Here is a 16508-nt window from a genome sequence, read left to right as displayed (position 1 = left end):
ATGTCGCCCTGGTTCCCGGGCGGCCTGGACGACTTCATCGAGCTGGTGCTGCCCGAGCTGCGCCGGCGCGGCCTGTTCCGCACCGAGTACGAAGGCCGCACGCTGCGCGAGCACCTGGGCCTGCAGCGGCCCGCGCATCCGGCGCGGCGAGCACTCGACGAAGCGCTGGCGAGCTGACCGGGCGGGGGTCCTTGCGGCCGGGCTCGCGTCCCTTCACGGCAATCGCGTGCCCTATGCAGGGTGATCCAGCTCTATCCATGCTGGGGCATGGTCGCTGGCCCCTTCCAGACCACGCATGGCTTTGTCAACGCCAGCGGATACCAGCCGCGGCAGGAGCGCTTTGCTCACCAGAAGATGGTCGATGCGCAAGCCCGCATCACGTGGCCACCTGTTGCGAAGGTAGCTCCAAAACGTGTACGGGGTCGCCTGGCCCTGCTTTGGCTTGAGCGCGTCCGTCCATCCCTGCTTCACCAATTTTCGGAATGCCGCGCGCGGCTCCGGCTGCAGGAGCGCGTTGTCTTTCCAAGCCGCTCTGGCATAGATGTCGTCGTCCGTGGGGACGACATTGAAGTCCCCTGCAAGCACTACGGGATGGCCGGATCGGATCAATGTCGACGCATGGCGATACAGGCGGTCAAACCAAGCCATCTTGTAGTCGAATTTCGGGCCCGGCCAGGGATTGCCGTTGGGAAGGTACAGGCACGCCACCACGATGCCATTGACGGCTGCTTCGAGGTATCGACTCTGCTTGTCCGCCGGGTCACCGGGTAGCTGACGGCGTATTTCCAAGGGGGTGGACCCTCGAGAGAGGATTGCTACGCCATTCCATGTTTTCTGGCCGTGAACCAGCGCCTCGTAGCCGAGGGTGGCGAGCTCTTCATACGGAAAATTCGATCCGACGCATTTGAGCTCCTGCAGGCAAACCACGTCTGGCCTGGTCACTTCAAGCCAGGCGCGCAGCTGAGGAAGCCGCGCGACGACGTTGTTGACGTTGTAGGTGGCTACGCGCACGAACCGCTTTGCGCGCCGCCTAAGCGGCCTTGCGCTTGGCTGCAGGCGGGGCCTTTTTCGCCGCAGCCTTGCGGGCCGGTCGCTTGTCCTTTCCGTCGTTCTTCGCCGTAGCCGTGCCCTTCGGGGGAGCCTTTGCGCTCTTCCCGCTTTTCAAACTCCGCGCGAGCAGCTCGGTCAAATCAATGATCTGCGCGGAATCGCCGGGGGCCTCTTCCTCTGGTTGGATCACCGTCTCGGTGTCACCGGCCTTCACCTTCTTGTCGACGATCTTCATCACCGCGTGCTTGAACTCGTCCTTGAAGTCGTCGGGGTTCCACTTGCCCGACATGTCACCGACCAGTTGCTCGGCCATCTTCATCTCGGCGGCCGTGACGTTGGCACCCTTGACACCGGCCGCAGGCAGGTCGAGCCCTTCGAGCGTCTTCACCTCGTCGCCCCAGCGCAAAAGGTTTAAGACAAGCGCCTTGCCCGAAGGCACCAACACGGCCAGGTGCTGCTTTGTCGCGATCACCACCTTGGCCAGGCCGACCTTGCCGGTCTTGATGAGCACCTCGCGCAGCAGCGCATACACCTTCTGGCCCTTGTTGATCGGCGCGACGTAGTAGGGTCGCTCCAAGAATACGAACGGGATCTCGTTGGCGTCGATGAAGCGCTGGATCTCGATGGTTTGCGTGGTGCGCGGATACACCGCCTCGATCTCGTCGGGGGAGATCACCACGTATTTGCCGTCCTCGTATTCCACGCCCTTGACGATGTTGTCCTTGTCTATTTCCTTGCCCGTCTTCTTGTTGATGCGCTTGTAACCCACGGGGTCCATGCTGCGCTTGTCGAGCCAGTCGAAGTCGACGCCCTGCTCGATGCTGGCAGTGTGCAAGCCCACGGGAATGTGGACGAGGCCGAAGGTGATCGCGCCCTTCCACAGGGTTCTGCTGCTGGTGGCCATGGAAATCCTTGTTGAAAACGATCAGTTGCCCGCCCTTCGGCGGCAGTTATTGAGGCACTGGCTTGGCAGACGGGTTGGCGCCGCCGGCGGTGGACCCGCTTCCGGACTTACCGGGCCCGCCGTCCCGGGTCGCCTTGCCGCCGCCGATGGAAGCTGGCGGCTTGCTTGTCTGGGTGCGTGCCCTGGCAGTGCTCTCGTCCGTGATGATCTTGCCGCTGTCGCCGAATCCGCTCGTGGGCGGCCGAGCCGCAGGCGCCTTCTGCGCATCGCTGGAGGTAGGCGCGGCCGTTCCCTTCGGGTTTCCAGAGGACTGGGCCGTCGCCTGGCCCATTGCTACTGCGCCCAGCGCGCCACAGACGAGCATCGGGGCGACAGTGCGAAGAAATAGGTTTTTCATACCTTCGGTGTCGGGCCATGAAAGTCCAAGCGACGTAGGAAAGTCAGGTCTTTGCGCGTGAGCAAGTTCCGCTTGAGGTCGTAACGCGCAGCTCGCGCTGGACACGGCGTTGCTCATCGCGCCTTGATCTCCCGTGATCCTCAGGCGACCAGCACGCGTCCCAGCGTAGATGACCGCCGTTCGTGGGAAGCCGCGGCGGCTCGGCTGATTGCAAAGCCACCGCGATGCGATCCAGGTCCAGGCTGTGTAGGAGCAAGGAGGTCACGGAAATCATCTATTTGCTGAGTTCGTACCCGCCCGTAAAACTCATGATGCCTCCCAACGACTCAACAACATTTGCAGAAAAGGACGTTGAATGATGGACAGCCCACACCGCCCCTTTCGCTGCGGACCCGGCGGCGAATTTTGGTTGCTCGTCGCAGTTTTGACGTTGCTCGCGACGCTCGCGCTTTTGCACCTCGCCGTCCAAAGAGAGCGTGATTCGGGCCTGCCAGTTGTCGATGTTCGGACATTGACAGAACTATTTTCAGCTCCGAGCACGACGTCGTCGGCCGGCACTGCTCGCTCGCCAGGCTAGGAGACGGCTTTGGACGAACAGACACCGGACGTTCGTCCGGCTCCTTCTCAGACGGCGGCGTTCATTTTGAAGACGAAGCCTTTGCAAATCGAGGCGCGAGTGCAGGTGACGCCGGAAGGATTGTTGGCAATTGCTGCGTTGACTGCCAGCATTCTTCTTGCGACAGCTGCCGTGGTACGCGCTGCAACGAGCCGGCACTAACCTCGCGGTGGGAAGTGCAAGAAGCGAATGCACGGACTGGGCGCGCGGTCTGCGCAAAGCTCATGGCCCGACGCCGACTGTCGAGGACCTGGACCTGTGATGAGCGAACCTGGCCCTTACAGCCGCGGGACCGACCCACCGCCAGGAGTTGGTCATGGGTCTCGCAAAAAAAGTGAGCCACCCGCTGCAGCACCGCGAGGCTGAAAAGTCATAGATCCCTTGTCGATGCTGCGCGGCATCGAGCAGCGTGATGACCCAGAGGCGCCTGGCCAGCGCAGCATCATCAATCAGGACCTTCTCCAACGCTTGGATCGGGCGAGGGCGCCATCGTGCGTCATGTCATGGGTCGCTGCATTAACCCAGATTAAGTTCCGAACTGAATTTGCGCCCTGCCGCGGAGGGGGATTGCGTCCTACATAAAAAGGCACGCCACGGTCCCTACCCTGCGTGACGCTCACCTTTCAAGGAGTTTTGATGAAGCAGAGTGGTAGTCAAAAGCAAATGTCACCGGTCAATATTGACCAAGCTCGGGCCGTTGGTCAGGACAGCCCTGCCGAGGGGAGCCGAATGGGACGCGAGGCAAACAAGTCGCATGGTTATCCGGGTGAGGCCGAGCAGGCAGACGCGGAAGATTCGCAGGCCGAGGTCTCCTCCAGCGAAGGGCACGCTGATTCGACAGTGTTCCCTTCGAGCGCCGATACGCGCGATGACGCGATCCGGCGGGCCGCGTACGAGGCATATCTGCGTCGCAATGGGGGACCAGGCGACGAAACAAGCGATTGGCTTGAGGCCGAAGCGAAGATGGATCCAAAGAGCGGCACATAGCTTCGAGATTCCCGGCCCACCACGCCAAACAAGCAATACAGCGGAGCTATTCCCATGATCGGCATCATCATCCCGGCACACAACGAAGAGCAGGTCATCAGCAGCTGTCTCGCCGCAGTTCAATGTGCTGGGCATCATCCCGCCTTGAAGGGCGAACTGGTGGAAACGATCGTCGTTCTGGACGACTGCACTGACGCAACTTGTGTACTTGCTGCCGCCACCGGTGCAATGACTGTCAGCGTTCGCGCGCGAAACGTGGGCATGGCCCGCGCCGTCGGTGCACAAGCCATGCTGGCACGCGGCGCTCGCTGGCTCGCCTTCACCGATGCGGACACCGTGGTGTCCGAAGCGTGGCTGGCGAACCAGCTCGCGTTGCAGGTGGATGTGGTCTGTGGCACGGTTTGCGTGCAGGACTGGTCACCGCACGGCTCCAACGCCGACCTGCTGCAGGCGCACTTCGGTGAAACATACTTTGATCGCGATGGTCATCGTCATGTGCACGGGGCCAACCTCGGTGTGTCCGCGGAGGCATACCGTGAGGTCGGCGGCTTCAAGCATCTCACTTGCGGGGAAGACGAGGCATTGGTCGCCGCGCTGGTCGCTGCCGGTCGACAGGTCGCGTGGAGCTCACTGCCCCGAGTGGTAACGAGCGCGCGTGTTGAAGCGCGAGCACCGGGCGGGTTCGCGGGCGCGCTGTTGAACGCCGTAGCACAGCGCATTGCCGAGGCGGCGGCTCCAAGTCAGGCCTCGGCTGTGCCCGCTTGAGATGCCGGCACTGAGCGCGCCGCTCCATTACATAGACACAGCGACATCGCGGAAAAGCCGCAGCGAACTGCAAACGCAGCCCAGCGAACGACGGCGCGCGCACTCTTCGTCCGAACAGGGATGAGTCTTTTGGCCAAGCGTCAAAAAACCATGCGAGCCAAGGAAAACTGGCGGCGCCCCACCAGAAGGCCTATCCTGCTGCCATGCCTCTTCTTGGTCTCGACCTCGATCTGCCTGTCGGCTGGCACTGCGATGTCGTGCTCATGCAGAACGCCGACGGCGCGGTCTCGGGGAAGGCCGAATTGCGGCAAGGCAGAGAGACTCTTTGTGTCTTCGTCATTGCACTGCAAGGCAGCCAAGAGGCAGCCCAGGCCCGCTTGCAGTTTCGCGCCGACCAGTTCATCCAGGAGTGGGAGGCTCGTGCAGCGAGCGAACACGGCACCTGACGCCGGGAAATTGGAGGACTGCCATGCTTTCTCCTGCAGGTCGGAGCGGACTGCGCGCTCAAAAACCGGCAATACGACTGGGCTGCGATGTGCGAGAAACCTTGCCAAGAATTGGGTGGTCGCAGTCTGCCCTCGTGGGAGCCACAGGGGAACTCGCCACGCAACTGTTATCCGCCGGTGGCCGCTGGAGTTCTTCGGACAACGCCATCTTGTTTCCGACTTGGTCGAGCCTTGAGGAAGTGCTCGAAGAGATCGTCGAAACTCGGCGAATAAATGCAGCCCGATGAGGGCCAGTCGAAGCCGCCCGTGCCCGCTGAAGGCCGACATGAATCAGCACGCGGACGTAGAACGCACACGTCCCGGGCGGCTGGTTTGCACCGATCTGCACAGGCGCGAATATCACGGCTGCCTCAGATGAAAGGCACGCCGCCCGTCACCGGAATGGTGGCGCCGGAGATGTAGCTCGCCTGGTCGGATGCCAGCAGCACGTACACCGCCTGCAACTCGGCGGGCTGGCCCGGGCGCTTCATGGGCGTCTGCGTGCCGAACTCCTTCACCTTGTCCGGCGGCATGGTCGAAGGAATCAGCGGTGTCCAGAAGGGGCCCGGCGCCACGCAGTTCACGCGGATGCCCTTGTCGGCCAGCAGCTGCGCCATGCCGCCCGACATGTTCTGGATAGCACCCTTCGTCGCAGCGTACGCGACGAGCGTGGCGTTCGGCTTGTCGGCGTTGACCGAGGCGGTGCTGATGATCGCGCTGCCCGGCTTCATGTGCGCCACGGCCGCTTTACAGAGAAAGAAGTTGGCATAGACGTTGGTGCGGAAGGTGCGGTCGAACTCTTCGGCGCTGATCTCCCCCAGGTCCTTGTGGCTCATCTGAAACGCCGCGTTGTTCACGAGGATGTCGAGCTTGCCGAAGCGCTGCACGGCGGTGTCGACCAGCTTCCTGCAATGCGCCTCCTCGCAGATGTCGCCCGGCACCGCGACGCACACCCGGCCTTCGCGCTCGATCAGTTCCTTGCAGGCCTGCGCATCGGATTCTTCCTGCGCCAGGTACGAGATCAGCACGTCTGCGCCTTCCCGCGCGAAGGCAAGCGCAACGGCGCGGCCGATGCCGCTGTCTCCGCCTGTGATCAGTGCCGCTTTTCCCTTGAGTTTGCCGCTCCCGACATAAGAGGTCTCGCCGAAGTCCGGCTTGGGCTCCATCTTCGACTCCAACCCGGGGGGCGACTGCTCCGGTGTGTCGAAGGGCGGACGGGGGCCTGCGTGCTGTGGGTCTGTCATGGTGCGCTCCGTTTCGGTTGCGGGTTCGAATGGGTTCGGCTCCCAAGCTACCCTACGGCCCGCGTGCTTCCATCGGACAAGTGCTCGACCTCGCGCCTCCTTGCCGCGAATCGGCGGCGCGCGACTTCGGCCACGCCCCAACCTCGGGATCGCACGGGGCCCCGTCCTTCAGACTGAGCCCCCGCGTGCCTGCATCCCGTCTCGCCGGCGGTAGCGCACGCTTTGCGCATCTCGCGAAGGCACACCCATGACAAACGACAACATACCCAGCTCCGACGGCCACTCCCTGGAGTACCGCGGCTTCCGATTCGAACTTCGCGTGGAGGCGCAGCGAGGCGGCTATCGCCCGGTCGTCGTTCTTGTGCGCACGCCCGCGGATGAGGAAGAGACGCAACTTCCGAACGACACGGAAGAGATCGTCTACAGCACCGCGGCGGAGGCAATTCGGCACGGAGAGCAACAAGCGATGCGCTGAATTCACGACCGCACTGGCGACCGGCGAGGCCAGTTCTAAGCACTTTTGCAGATCGCCTGTGTGCGCGGATGGCCGCGCAGCAACCGGCGGCCCTGCGCCACCGTCGCGAACACCCATGTTGCGGCTTCCAGCTCGATGCGCTCCAACCCCAAGCCCTCAAACGCTGGGCCCCCATCGCGCCAGCGGGTGGAGAGCTACTTCGCTTTCTCAGCGGTGTCCGCGTTGGTCGAGCTGCGGCTGCCCTTGAGGTACAGCTCCACATCAGCCGCCTTGTCGCCGACCTTGGCCATGGCCTCAGCCAGCTGTTCGTCGGTCACGCCGAATTCGCGTGTCCATCGCTCGACCTGCGATGCGTCGTGCCTGTCGATGCGGGGTGTCGTGGATTCGTTCGGATTTGTCATGAGGTCTCCTGTTTGGTGATGAAAGAAGTTCCGCTCAGAGCGGCAGCGTCCGCTCGGCGTCGGCGGCGAGAGGCGCCAGGGGTCGCGGCCCCGAAGGCGTCAGCACGACCTTTCGGCACTCCTCCTCCGCCTTTTCGAAGATCTCGTAGCCGCGCGCCGCGTCTTCCAGCGCCATGTGGTGGGTGATGATGACTTCGGGCTTCAGGTCGCCCGCCTGGATGTGTTCAAGCAGCTTGGGCATGTGCTGCTGCGCATGCGTCTGGCCCATCTTGAAGGTCAGGCCCTTCTCGAAGGCATCGCCGAACAGGAAGCCGTGGATGAAGCCCGCGTACACGCCGGGCACGCTGACCACGCCGCCGCGGCGCGTGGCCGCGATGGCCTGGCGCAGCGCCTTGCCGCTGGAGCCTTCCAGCTTGAGGTCGGTCATCACCGTCTCCAGCGTGCTGCCCTTGGCCTCGAAGCCGACCGCGTCGATGGAGGCATCGACGCCGCGGAAATCGGTTCGCTCGATGATGGCGCCTGCGGGGTCGTCGATGTCCTTGAAGTTGATCGGTTCAACGCCGTACGTGGCGCGTGCGAACTCGAGCCGATAGGCGTGTTCGTCGACCATGAAGATGCGCTCGGCCCCCAGCAGCCGTGCCGAAGCCGCTGCCATCAGGCCCACCGGCCCGGCGCCGAAGATGGCCACCGTCGAGCCCGGCCCCACTTCTCCGTTCACGGCCGCTTGGTAGCCGGTGGGCAGGATGTCCGAGAGAAACAGCACCTGCTCGTCGGCCAGTCCCGGCGGGATCACCAGCGGACCCACGTTCGCCTTGGGTACGCGCACGTATTCGGCCTGCCCGCCGGGATACCCGCCGTACAGGTGCGAGTAGCCGAAGAGCCCGGCGCCGGAACGCACATTCTTCTTGTTGAGGATGGCCCCGCGGCCAGGGTTGGTGGTCTCACAGGCGGCGAACAGCGTCTTGTTGCAGAAGAAGCACTGGCCGCAGGCAATGGTGAAGGGCACGACCACACGATCGCCCTTTTTCAGGCGCGTCACGCCCTTGCCGGTTTCTTCCACGATGCCCATGAACTCGTGGCCCAGGATGTCGCCGGCCTCCATGTCGGGAATCTTGCCGCGGAAGATGTGCAGGTCGGAGCCGCAGATGGCCGTAGCGGTCACGCGCAGCAGAACGTCGTCCTCCTGCTCCAGCACCGGATCGGGTACCGTTTCGACGCTGACGTTCTTGGATGACTGATAAGTCAGGGCTTTCATGGCGCGGTGTTCCTTTGATGGGATAGAAAGCGTGAAGAGATGCACTGATGGGCTGCCCGAACGATGAAAATTAGGTCCAGCAACCCGGCCTCGTTGTAGGAGCACAAGCAGTCGGCGTGCGCGCCGCTCCGCCATTGCCGATAGCTGCTCGCGCTTGGCCGTCCTGAAAGTTCAAAGCGCGACCGGTGTGCATTCAGCTCGCTCGTCGCGCCGGGTATCGATCCGGTGGGAGCAACGGCTGGCCTTCATCGGCATCCTTGCTTGTCATTTGCCTCTCGCATGAATGACAAAGCCGCCCTTCATGGCGGCTTCGAGAGGGCTGCGCCGTCGCCGGCACTAAGCCATAACCGCCATCTCGGCCATCAGCTCTTCCTTGCGGGCCGCGAGCGTCTCGCGCATCCCGACGAGGTCGAGCTTGCGCGCCGCCCTCGCCTTGGGGAAGAGTTCGTTCCGCTCCTCCTTGACGTGGTGATCGATGTACTCCCCCAGAACCTTGACCTTGGCGTCGAACATGTCGTCGACCTCGGTAGCATCCTGCAACTGGGCGATGAGGTCCTTCGCGCTGGCGTGCTCGACGTCGGCCTCATCCAGCAGGTCGGTGTCCTTGATGGCTTCGCGCACTGCGGGATAGAAGATTTCTTCCTCGATCTGGGTATGGACGGTCAGCTCCATGCAGATCTGCATCGCCAAATCGCGCCTCTTGGCGCGTGCCGAGGCCGACTTCGAGGAGGTCAGCTCTTCATAGGCGGCGAACATTTTCTTGACGTTCTTGTGATCCGTGTCCAGCAAGGAACATGCATCTGGTGCTGCGCGTTTGGTGGTCATCGTGGAATCTCCTGTGTTGTGGAGTACCGTAGATTGCAGTTCAGCCGGAGCGCCGCGGTAGGACCGCTTCTCTATGACGCGTCGGGCGCTTTCAAGATCGCGGGTTGCGCGAACTGTCTCTCTCTGAGCCGCGCTTGCGACGACTGCCTACATCGGCAACCTGCGAAGCCTCGCAAGGTGGCTTTTTTGGAGTGACCCGCCATGACGGACGACAGCAATAGAACCGCGCTCGACCGCAAGCTTGTTTCGCTTGAACAAGACTACGAAGTGCGTGATGGGTCCAAAAGCCTGGGATGCACTCCCGGCGAGCTTCGCGCGGCGGTAAAGGCGGTAGGCAATTCCGCCGAGAAAGTCCGCGAGCACTTGGCAAAAAAATAGCACGGCGGCGACACTGTGACTCAAGGGGACGCGCTCTCGCTCTATCGAGCGAAGCGCAATTTCACAATCACGACCGAGCCCGCCGAAGGTGGCAAGGCCAACCCCGGCGCGCTCTCGTTCGTGATTCAAAAGCACGCCGCCTCTCGCCTTCACTACGATTTCCGTCTTGAGCTGGATGGCGTGATGCTGTCTTGGGCGGTTCCCAAAGGCCCCAGCTTCGACCCGAAGCAGAAGCGGATGGCCATCCATGTGGAGGACCACCCGATCTCCTACTCTTCCTTCGAGGGGACCATCCCGCCGAAGCAATATGGCGCCGGCACCGTCATCGTCTGGGACAACGGCACCTGGGAACCCGTAGGCGACCCGCGTGCGGGACTCGCTGCGGGCAAGCTGGTCTTCCGCCTGCATGGCCAGAAACTCGAAGGCCTCTGGGAGCTGGTCAATATTGCCAAGGGCGGTGAAAAACAAGAGCCATGGATCTTGTTTAAGAAGAAGGATGAATTTGCGCGACCGCACGCTGAATATGACGTCGTGACGACGTTGCCGGACAGCGTGATCGCCAAGCCGCTGAAGAAAAAGAGTCCGCAGCCCGCGCTGTCGAAGACGCAGGCGTTGCCATCGAACCCGCTGGCTGGCGCGCGCAAGGCGCCTCTACCCCAGACCATCAAGCCGCAGCTCGCCACTCTGGCAGCTGGGATCCCGTCTGCCGGCGAGTGGCTCTACGAAATCAAGTTCGACGGGTACCGGCTGATGGCCAGGATCGAAAAGGGTAAAGCCGCGCTCATCACACGCGGCGGACATGACTGGGCGGCGAAGATGCCCGGGTTGGTGGCGGAGCTCGGAACGCTAGGCTTGAACTCCACGTTTCTTGACGGTGAGATCGTCGTGTTCGGCGCGAACGGCGCACCCGATTTCAATGCCCTGCAGAACGCCTTCGACCGCAAACAAGGCGCTGATCAGATCGTCTACTTCGTGTTCGATGCGCCCTTCTTCGAAGGCGCCGACTTGAGGGACGTACCGTTGAAGGATCGCCGCGCGCTGCTGCGCGATTTTTTCGAGCAACGCGCCACGGAGCACGTGCGGTTCAGCGCCGACTTCCCGGCAGATCCCGCTTCTATTCTTCGGTCTGCCTGCCAAATGCAGATGGAGGGCGTGATCGCAAAGCGGGCTGATGCGCCATACGTCTCTCGCCGCAGCGAGACGTGGCTGAAGCTGAAGTGCAAGCTTCGGCAGGAGTTTGTTGTCTGTGGCTACACCGATCGGACCGACAACAGTGCTCAGATTGGAAGCCTGCTTCTCGGCATCCACGACGACAACGGCGATCTGGTGCCCGCCGGCAGCGTAGGGACTGGCTGGAGCGGAGTCGAGGCCGAGGAGATCATGCGAAAGCTCCTGCCGCTGGCCGTAGCGGCATCCCCGTTTGGCAAGGGCGCGTCGAAGCCGGGGCGATGGTCGAAGAGGAAGGCAGGAAGCGAGCACTGGGTGAAGCCGGTGCTGCTTGCGGAGGTTTCGTTTGCCGAGTGGACGCCTGATGGTCAGGTCAGACATGCATCCTTCATCGGGCTACGGGACGACAAGCCGGCCGAGGCCATCGTGAGAGAACAGCCGAAGGTTGTGGGCGCAGCTACCGGCCCTGGCAGCAAGCTTGCCGGGGCCGGCACCGGCACGGGCGTGAAAGTCAGCCATGGTGAGCGCGTGATCGACGCGAGCACAGGCGTGACCAAGCTCGACCTGGTGCGGTACTACGAATCCGTTGCAGAGTTCATCCTTCCACACCTGAAAGGTCGTCCTTGCTCGCTTGTGCGCGGTCCTTCCGGCGTGACGGGGGAGCTCTTCTTCCAGAAGCATGGCGAGAAGATCGGAATCCCGGGCATCACCGAACTGCCCGAGAGCCTCTGGCCGGGACACACGTCGCTCCTCGAGGTGGGCAATGCGAAGGCGCTGGTCGGCGCCGCGCAGATGAACGTGATCGAATTTCACACGTGGAATTCGACGGCCAAGGCCATCGACAAGCCTGATCGGATGATTTTCGACCTCGATCCCGGCGAGGGGACGACCTGGGAGCACATCCAGGAAGCGGCGACGCTCATGCGAACGATGCTCAACGCCCTCGGGCTCGAGTCCTGGCTGAAAACGAGCGGCGGCAAGGGTCTGCATGTCGTGGTACCGCTGGCACCGCGCTACGACTACGACACGGTCAAAGGCTTCTCCCAGGCCATCGTCCAACACATGGCCAAGACGATTCCCATGCGCTTCGTCGCCAAGAGCGGGCCGAGCAACCGCGTGGGAAAACTTTTTATCGACTACCTGCGCAACGGTCATGGCGCCACCACCGCGGCGGCATTCTCAGCGCGCGCGCGCCCGGGTCTGGGTGTTTCGATTCCGGTGAGCTGGGACGACCTCCCGAAGCTCAAGAGCGGCGCGCAGTGGAACGTGCGCACCGCGCGCGAGCACCTGTCATTCCAGATCTCCGACCCGTGGGCCGGTTACTGGAAGGCGCGCCAGCCGCTGGCGGAGGCGATGAAGTTGCTGGGGTACAAGCGTTGACAGGCATCTGGATTGCCCAGAGGAAGCTATGCCCATGGCCAGCCTCGAAGTTCACCAGCGTTCGTGTCGGGAGACGAAGCTTCCCGGCGTGCTTGCACGCTGGAAGTTCTGCTGGCGTGCCTTGGCCCATTTGCATTGCGCGAACCGCGCCCGCCGGGTCAGTTCCTCGACGCTGGCAACAACGGCCCGGCGCCGTGCGCCGCGACGATTCGGTCTGCGGCCGCTGCGCCCATGCTTCGATGCGCTAGAAACCCAAGCGCACCGCACGCAGCTGCTCGCGATGACGTGCGTCCCAGCGCAGGGTTCGCAGTCTCTGCGGGCTCGTCTTTGAGTCTGCGCCTGGGAATGTGCTCAAGCTCCAATCTCAGACACGGCGCGTCGAAGTGCGCCTACGCGTTAGCGCAGAGGTGAGATTGAACCTTCGGGCATGAACACCTCTTGCATGGCATCACCTCTCACGGTTTTCCAACGAGCGGCGCCGTCGCACCGACCGTTGAGCCGGGTAGTGCCATGGTGAGCTTGGTGGTCTTTGACGGCCCAGTCGACCGCCAAGCCAATGAGCACCCTGAAACCATCAATTGAACGACCAACCCCAGTGCACAGGAGAATGAAATGAGCGACATACCCGTCAGTGGTTCCGGCGACGGAACCCGCCCCGCCACCAGCGGCGGCGTGGACAACATGGGAGCGGGTGAAAGCTTCACCGGCAAGAAGACCGCAGCAGGCGAAGACGTGTCCGGCCCCGGTCCTGCCGAGCGTATGCAGGACAAGCGCAAAAACGTGGAAGCCACGAAGCAGGACGACTCCGCGGCATTCGGCCTGACCGAGGACCTGACGCCGGCGTCCAATCGCGAGCCCGGTGCCGGCCAGGGTGCCGCACCAGACGCCGCGCCCGACAAGGACTCACGCGAGGCCGCAATCCGTCGCGCGGCCTACGAGGCCTATCAGCGGCGTGAGCGTGAGGGCGGCAGCGCCGGCAGCGAAGAACAGGATTGGCTGCAAGCCGAGCAGGAAGTCAACCAGAAGGCAAACGCCACCACCCCGGACCAAGGAACTTGAACATGGCGACGAGCAGCATCCTGGGCGGTGAGCGCCCTCCCCTCGAACCCAAGGGAACCGACGAAGAAAGCCTGGGCCCCAGCGACTCAAGCGACAGCGGCAGCGATGCCCTGGGCACGGGCGACCGCGCGGCCACCGAGGGCGGCGAGGGCGGCGAGGCTGGCTTCGAGGAAGCCACCAATGCGGACATCCTGCCCGACAGGGTGGGAGTCTTCCCCGATGACGCCTTCGAAGCGTCGACCTCCATCGACGACCTCGATGCTGCAAGCGCCGACGAACTTGCCGCCGAAGGCGAACAGAACGAAGGAGACGACAGCAATACCGAGGACGCCTGATGCCACGCGACACGGAAGGGGCATCTAAGAGATCCAGGCCGCCCGCGCGCGGCGTCGAAGAGGTATTGCACAGCGTCTTTGGCCATGCGCACCTGCGCCGCGGCCAGGCGGAGGTGATCGAGCGGGTCATGGCGGGCTTGCCGACCCTCGCCGTGATGCCAACGGGCGCAGGCAAGTCGCTGTGCTACCAACTGCCGGCGCTGCTGCTCGAGGGCAAGACGGTGGTGGTATCACCGCTCATCGCGCTCATGAAGGACCAGTGCGACCGGCTGCGGCAGCTGGGCATCCACGCGGTGCAGGTCAACAGCGCACTAGGTGCTGACGAACTCGCGCAGGCCGAGCGCGACATCGCAGACGGCAGCGCGCGCGTCGTGCTCACGACGCCCGAGCGGCTGGCGGAGCCCGATTTCCTCGAGCGCATGGGTGCGCACCCGACCGCGCTGGTCGTCGTGGACGAGGCGCATTGCATTTCGCAGTGGGGGCATGACTTTCGCCCTGCCTTCCTCGAGATAGGGCCCGCCATCAAGGCGCTGCGCAGCCCAGGCGTGCTTGCGCTGACGGCCACAGCCGGCGAAGAGGTGGTCGCCGACGTGATGAAGCAACTGGGCATTCCCCGCACGGGCCTGGTGGATACCGGCGCCTACCGCGACAACCTGCAATTCGCGGTCGAGCAACTTGCGGACGAGGGCGAGCGTCTGCGCCGCACCGTCGAGTTCGTCGCCCAGGAGCCGGGCAGCGGCATCGTGTATGCCTCGACCGTGAAGGCCGCTCAGCGCACCTTTGATGCGTTGAAGGCACGCGACGTGTCCGTGGCGCTCTATCACGGCAAGCTCGGTTCGCGCGAGCGCACCGCCGCACAAGAGGCCTTCATGGCAGGCGACGTGCGGGTCATGGTGGCGACCAATGCGTTCGGCATGGGCATCGACAAGCCCGACATCCGCTTCGTGCTGCATGGCCAGATGCCTTCGAGCTTACACGCCTACTACCAGGAAGCGGGACGCGCCGGGCGCGACGGCCAGCGTGCGCGCTGCACCCTGCTCTTTCACGCCAAGGACCGGACGGTGCAGCAGTTTTTTCTCGCCGGGAAATATCCGCAGCTCGAAGACCTCGACGCGATCTACCGGCAGTTGCTGGCGTCATCGCCCGATCCCTCGGGCTGGAAGGCCGACGGCCTGCTCGACGCGCTGGAACGGCCGCGCACGCGGGTGCAGGCCGGCATCGCGCTGCTCAAGCAGGCGCAGGTGCTCAAGGCAGACCGGCGCGGACGCCTGTCGGTGCGCAAGACCGAGACCACCGAAGCCGAGTTGCAGGCCTTGCTCGACACCTACACGCAGCGTCGCTTGCAGGACCGCGAGACGCTCGAACGCATGGTCGCGTATGCACAGTCCGGCCGATGCAGGTGGCAGCTGCTACTGGGCGATCTCGACGAGTCGGCGCGCCTTGAGCGCTGCGGCACGTGCGACAACTGCCGCCGTATTGCGGCCCACGAGGCGGCCATGGCGCAACCGATCATCGTGAGCGCCGGGAACGCAGCGCCGTCCTCGGAAGTGTTGTCGGCCTTCTGTATCGGCGACGCCGTGAAGGTCCAGCGCTTCGGCCGGGGCACGGTGATTGCGTGGGACGGCAGCTCGGTCACGATCGGGTTTGACGATGGAAGCGAACGCTGCTTTCATCCGGACTATGTGACGGGTCTGCGCCGGCCTAGCGCGCGCGCCGCAGCCATCACAAAGTCCTTGCCGGCATGCGCGCATGCGGCCTGACGCCTGCTCTGTAACAGCAGGCCGACAGCGCAGCCTGAGGCCGCCCCTGCGACAGGAGATCAAGTGCACACTGCAGCAAGCTTCACTTCTCATTCTGAAGTCCCGGAAGATTCATTTTCATCTGGATTGCAATCCAACCGCGTCGGGAGCCCTGCATGACTGAACCCTCGCAAGATGCGCTGCGCCGCATATCGGTCCATGTGCAGGAACCCGAGCCCGGCGCCTTCAAATGGGTGTTGAGCGAGGCCGGCTCAGACGGCGCGGACGACTGGCACGCCCTGAAACGAGCCCGCAAAGCCGAGCGCACTTTTCATGCTGCGATGGCCGAGGGGCTGGCCGCGCTCGAAGCGCTTACCGACGACCTGGACATCGGGCCTCGAGCACCGTTACTCGCCGATTCAGAGCCCGAAGACCCGCGCTCCGGCAAACGCGCCGCGCCGACTACGAGGCCCCGGCAGGAGGCGGACGCCAAGCGAGGCAAGCCCACGGCCTTCGGATTCGGCGTCCTCAAGTAGCGACATTCCCGTCTGGCGGCCGGCCCGCGCTCGTTGCCGATACGGCGCAGGCGCCGCTTCTTCATGATCTCCTACGCGGTGGCACGCCAACTGCCCACGTGCATTTCGTATTGCGGGGCAAATCGTGCACAACCGGTCAGATCTTGATCGGTGCTCTCGATGTGCTGACATTCGAACCCAGGAGACTCATCATGAACAAGACGTACAAACTTATCGCCGCACTGGCACTGGCAACATCCGCCGCAGCATTTGCACAGGGCACGCCGCCCACGACGGCGCCGCCGAATCCTGCTACTGCGGCCGGGACGCAAAACCCAGCCGGCGGCCCGATGGGCACGACCGGCACAACGCCTCAAAGCAACTCAGCGACAGGCATGGGTAGCGCCCCTCCCAGTTCGGGCAACGCCGGCATGAGCAACTCCAGCAATACTGGAGCTACGACTGCCATGGCACCCGAGCGGCCCATGCGCGCGGCGCGCGCCGACCGGAACTGATCACACCGGGCGCGAA

The 16508-nt window shown here is 63.6% G+C and carries 18 protein-coding genes and 1 pseudogene; 13 read left to right on the top strand and 6 right to left on the bottom strand.

Annotated elements, in window-relative coordinates; genetic code table 11:
• Nucleotides 1-177, top strand: a pseudogene (locus AC1DJH_RS25785) (nitrilotriacetate monooxygenase); the annotation flags it as partial.
• Nucleotides 178-231: 54 nt separating this feature from the next.
• On the opposite strand, the gene AC1DJH_RS25780 reads toward AC1DJH_RS25785, so the two are convergent.
• Both AC1DJH_RS25780 and ku read right to left on the bottom strand, forming a co-directional pair.
• A complete protein-coding gene (locus AC1DJH_RS25780) occupies nucleotides 232-1011 on the bottom strand; it encodes an exodeoxyribonuclease III (RefSeq protein ID WP_478187666.1) in 780 nt (259 codons plus the stop codon).
• A gap of 19 nt (nucleotides 1012-1030) precedes the next feature.
• Nucleotides 1031-1954: a non-homologous end joining protein Ku gene (ku, locus tag AC1DJH_RS25775; protein ID WP_478187665.1), complete on the bottom strand. Its 924-nt coding sequence runs from the start codon at nucleotides 1952-1954 to the stop codon at nucleotides 1031-1033.
• Nucleotides 1955-2937: 983 nt separating this feature from the next.
• On the opposite strand from ku, the gene AC1DJH_RS25770 reads away from it, so the two are divergent.
• The 4 genes from AC1DJH_RS25770 to AC1DJH_RS25755 all read left to right on the top strand — a co-directional run bounded on the left by AC1DJH_RS25770 (nucleotide 2938) and on the right by AC1DJH_RS25755 (nucleotide 5165).
• Nucleotides 2938-3129 carry a hypothetical protein gene (locus tag AC1DJH_RS25770; protein WP_478187664.1) on the top strand — a complete coding sequence of 64 codons (192 nt, stop codon included), beginning with the start codon at nucleotides 2938-2940 and terminating at the stop codon, nucleotides 3127-3129.
• A 474-nt stretch (nucleotides 3130-3603) separates the two neighbouring features.
• Nucleotides 3604-3954, top strand: coding sequence for a DUF2934 domain-containing protein (locus AC1DJH_RS25765; protein ID WP_478187663.1), 351 nt, complete (start codon nucleotides 3604-3606; stop codon nucleotides 3952-3954).
• A 54-nt stretch (nucleotides 3955-4008) separates the two neighbouring features.
• Entirely contained in the window at nucleotides 4009-4719 is a 711-nt protein-coding gene (locus AC1DJH_RS25760; RefSeq protein ID WP_478187662.1) for a glycosyltransferase family 2 protein, read from the top strand.
• Between the two features lie 203 nt (nucleotides 4720-4922).
• A complete protein-coding gene (locus tag AC1DJH_RS25755) occupies nucleotides 4923-5165 on the top strand; it encodes a hypothetical protein (protein ID WP_478187661.1) in 243 nt (80 codons plus the stop codon).
• A 410-nt stretch (nucleotides 5166-5575) separates the two neighbouring features.
• Here AC1DJH_RS25755 and AC1DJH_RS25750 read toward each other — a convergent pair whose 3' ends face one another.
• Nucleotides 5576-6448 (bottom strand): glucose 1-dehydrogenase, encoded by an 873-nt coding sequence (locus AC1DJH_RS25750; protein WP_472115255.1) that lies wholly within the window; start codon nucleotides 6446-6448, stop codon nucleotides 5576-5578.
• A gap of 247 nt (nucleotides 6449-6695) precedes the next feature.
• On the opposite strand from AC1DJH_RS25750, the gene AC1DJH_RS25745 reads away from it, so the two are divergent.
• On the top strand, nucleotides 6696-6923 hold the full coding sequence (locus AC1DJH_RS25745) for a hypothetical protein (protein WP_478187660.1): 228 nt from the start codon (nucleotides 6696-6698) through the stop codon (nucleotides 6921-6923).
• A 194-nt stretch (nucleotides 6924-7117) separates the two neighbouring features.
• On the opposite strand, the gene AC1DJH_RS25740 is transcribed toward AC1DJH_RS25745, so the two are convergent.
• From AC1DJH_RS25740 to AC1DJH_RS25730, 3 genes are all read right to left on the bottom strand, one after another.
• Entirely contained in the window at nucleotides 7118-7324 is a 207-nt protein-coding gene (locus AC1DJH_RS25740; protein WP_478187659.1) for a DUF3606 domain-containing protein, read from the bottom strand.
• Between the two features lie 34 nt (nucleotides 7325-7358).
• Complete coding sequence (locus AC1DJH_RS25735) at nucleotides 7359-8579, bottom strand: zinc-dependent alcohol dehydrogenase (protein ID WP_478187658.1); 1221 nt, start codon at nucleotides 8577-8579, stop codon at nucleotides 7359-7361.
• A gap of 336 nt (nucleotides 8580-8915) precedes the next feature.
• The gene (locus AC1DJH_RS25730) at nucleotides 8916-9404 is read right to left on the bottom strand and encodes a hemerythrin domain-containing protein (RefSeq protein ID WP_478187657.1); all 489 of its coding nucleotides are present in this window, start codon (nucleotides 9402-9404) and stop codon (nucleotides 8916-8918) included.
• 201 nt (nucleotides 9405-9605) lie between these two features.
• Between AC1DJH_RS25730 and AC1DJH_RS25725 the strand changes: the two genes are divergently transcribed.
• The 7 genes from AC1DJH_RS25725 to AC1DJH_RS25695 all read left to right on the top strand — a co-directional run bounded on the left by AC1DJH_RS25725 (nucleotide 9606) and on the right by AC1DJH_RS25695 (nucleotide 16492).
• On the top strand, nucleotides 9606-9782 hold the full coding sequence (locus AC1DJH_RS25725) for a DUF3606 domain-containing protein (protein ID WP_478187656.1): 177 nt from the start codon (nucleotides 9606-9608) through the stop codon (nucleotides 9780-9782).
• A 15-nt stretch (nucleotides 9783-9797) separates the two neighbouring features.
• Nucleotides 9798-12329 carry a DNA ligase D gene (gene ligD / locus AC1DJH_RS25720; RefSeq protein WP_478187655.1) on the top strand — a complete coding sequence of 844 codons (2532 nt, stop codon included), beginning with the start codon at nucleotides 9798-9800 and terminating at the stop codon, nucleotides 12327-12329.
• A 612-nt stretch (nucleotides 12330-12941) separates the two neighbouring features.
• Nucleotides 12942-13388: a DUF2934 domain-containing protein gene (locus AC1DJH_RS25715; protein ID WP_478187654.1), complete on the top strand. Its 447-nt coding sequence runs from the start codon at nucleotides 12942-12944 to the stop codon at nucleotides 13386-13388.
• 2 nt (nucleotides 13389-13390) lie between these two features.
• Nucleotides 13391-13723, top strand: coding sequence for a hypothetical protein (locus AC1DJH_RS25710; protein WP_478187653.1), 333 nt, complete (start codon nucleotides 13391-13393; stop codon nucleotides 13721-13723).
• Nucleotides 13723-15483, top strand: coding sequence for a RecQ family ATP-dependent DNA helicase (locus AC1DJH_RS25705; RefSeq protein ID WP_478187652.1), 1761 nt, complete (start codon nucleotides 13723-13725; stop codon nucleotides 15481-15483). The genes AC1DJH_RS25710 and AC1DJH_RS25705 overlap by 1 nt, the downstream gene beginning before the upstream one ends.
• 155 nt (nucleotides 15484-15638) lie before the next feature.
• On the top strand, nucleotides 15639-15998 hold the full coding sequence (locus tag AC1DJH_RS25700) for a hypothetical protein (RefSeq protein ID WP_478187651.1): 360 nt from the start codon (nucleotides 15639-15641) through the stop codon (nucleotides 15996-15998).
• Nucleotides 15999-16189: 191 nt separating this feature from the next.
• On the top strand, nucleotides 16190-16492 hold the full coding sequence (locus AC1DJH_RS25695) for a proteophosphoglycan ppg4 (protein WP_478187650.1): 303 nt from the start codon (nucleotides 16190-16192) through the stop codon (nucleotides 16490-16492).
• Nucleotides 16493-16508: the final 16 nt, after the last annotated feature.

This window comes from Variovorax sp. 10N412 (assembly GCF_056394985.1).
Note: the sequence above shows the minus strand (reverse complement) of the source record. Positions and strands in the feature narration are given on the sequence as shown.

Excerpts from the sequence above, each read along its gene's own strand:
- ku (WP_478187665.1), bottom strand. The coding sequence starts at position 1,954 with ATGGCCACCAGCAGCAGAACCCTGTGGAAGGGCGCGATCACCTTCGGC.
- AC1DJH_RS25765 (WP_478187663.1), top strand. The coding sequence starts at position 3,604 with ATGAAGCAGAGTGGTAGTCAAAAGCAAATGTCACCGGTCAATATTGAC.
- AC1DJH_RS25760 (WP_478187662.1), top strand. The coding sequence starts at position 4,009 with ATGATCGGCATCATCATCCCGGCACACAACGAAGAGCAGGTCATCAGC.
- AC1DJH_RS25755 (WP_478187661.1), top strand. The coding sequence starts at position 4,923 with ATGCCTCTTCTTGGTCTCGACCTCGATCTGCCTGTCGGCTGGCACTGC.
- AC1DJH_RS25750 (WP_472115255.1), bottom strand. The coding sequence starts at position 6,448 with ATGACAGACCCACAGCACGCAGGCCCCCGTCCGCCCTTCGACACACCG.
- AC1DJH_RS25745 (WP_478187660.1), top strand. The coding sequence starts at position 6,696 with ATGACAAACGACAACATACCCAGCTCCGACGGCCACTCCCTGGAGTAC.
- AC1DJH_RS25740 (WP_478187659.1), bottom strand. The coding sequence starts at position 7,324 with ATGACAAATCCGAACGAATCCACGACACCCCGCATCGACAGGCACGAC.
- AC1DJH_RS25735 (WP_478187658.1), bottom strand. The coding sequence starts at position 8,579 with ATGAAAGCCCTGACTTATCAGTCATCCAAGAACGTCAGCGTCGAAACG.
- AC1DJH_RS25730 (WP_478187657.1), bottom strand. The coding sequence starts at position 9,404 with ATGACCACCAAACGCGCAGCACCAGATGCATGTTCCTTGCTGGACACG.
- AC1DJH_RS25725 (WP_478187656.1), top strand. The coding sequence starts at position 9,606 with ATGACGGACGACAGCAATAGAACCGCGCTCGACCGCAAGCTTGTTTCG.
- AC1DJH_RS25715 (WP_478187654.1), top strand. The coding sequence starts at position 12,942 with ATGAGCGACATACCCGTCAGTGGTTCCGGCGACGGAACCCGCCCCGCC.
- AC1DJH_RS25710 (WP_478187653.1), top strand. The coding sequence starts at position 13,391 with ATGGCGACGAGCAGCATCCTGGGCGGTGAGCGCCCTCCCCTCGAACCC.
- AC1DJH_RS25705 (WP_478187652.1), top strand. The coding sequence starts at position 13,723 with ATGCCACGCGACACGGAAGGGGCATCTAAGAGATCCAGGCCGCCCGCG.
- AC1DJH_RS25700 (WP_478187651.1), top strand. The coding sequence starts at position 15,639 with ATGACTGAACCCTCGCAAGATGCGCTGCGCCGCATATCGGTCCATGTG.
- AC1DJH_RS25695 (WP_478187650.1), top strand. The coding sequence starts at position 16,190 with ATGAACAAGACGTACAAACTTATCGCCGCACTGGCACTGGCAACATCC.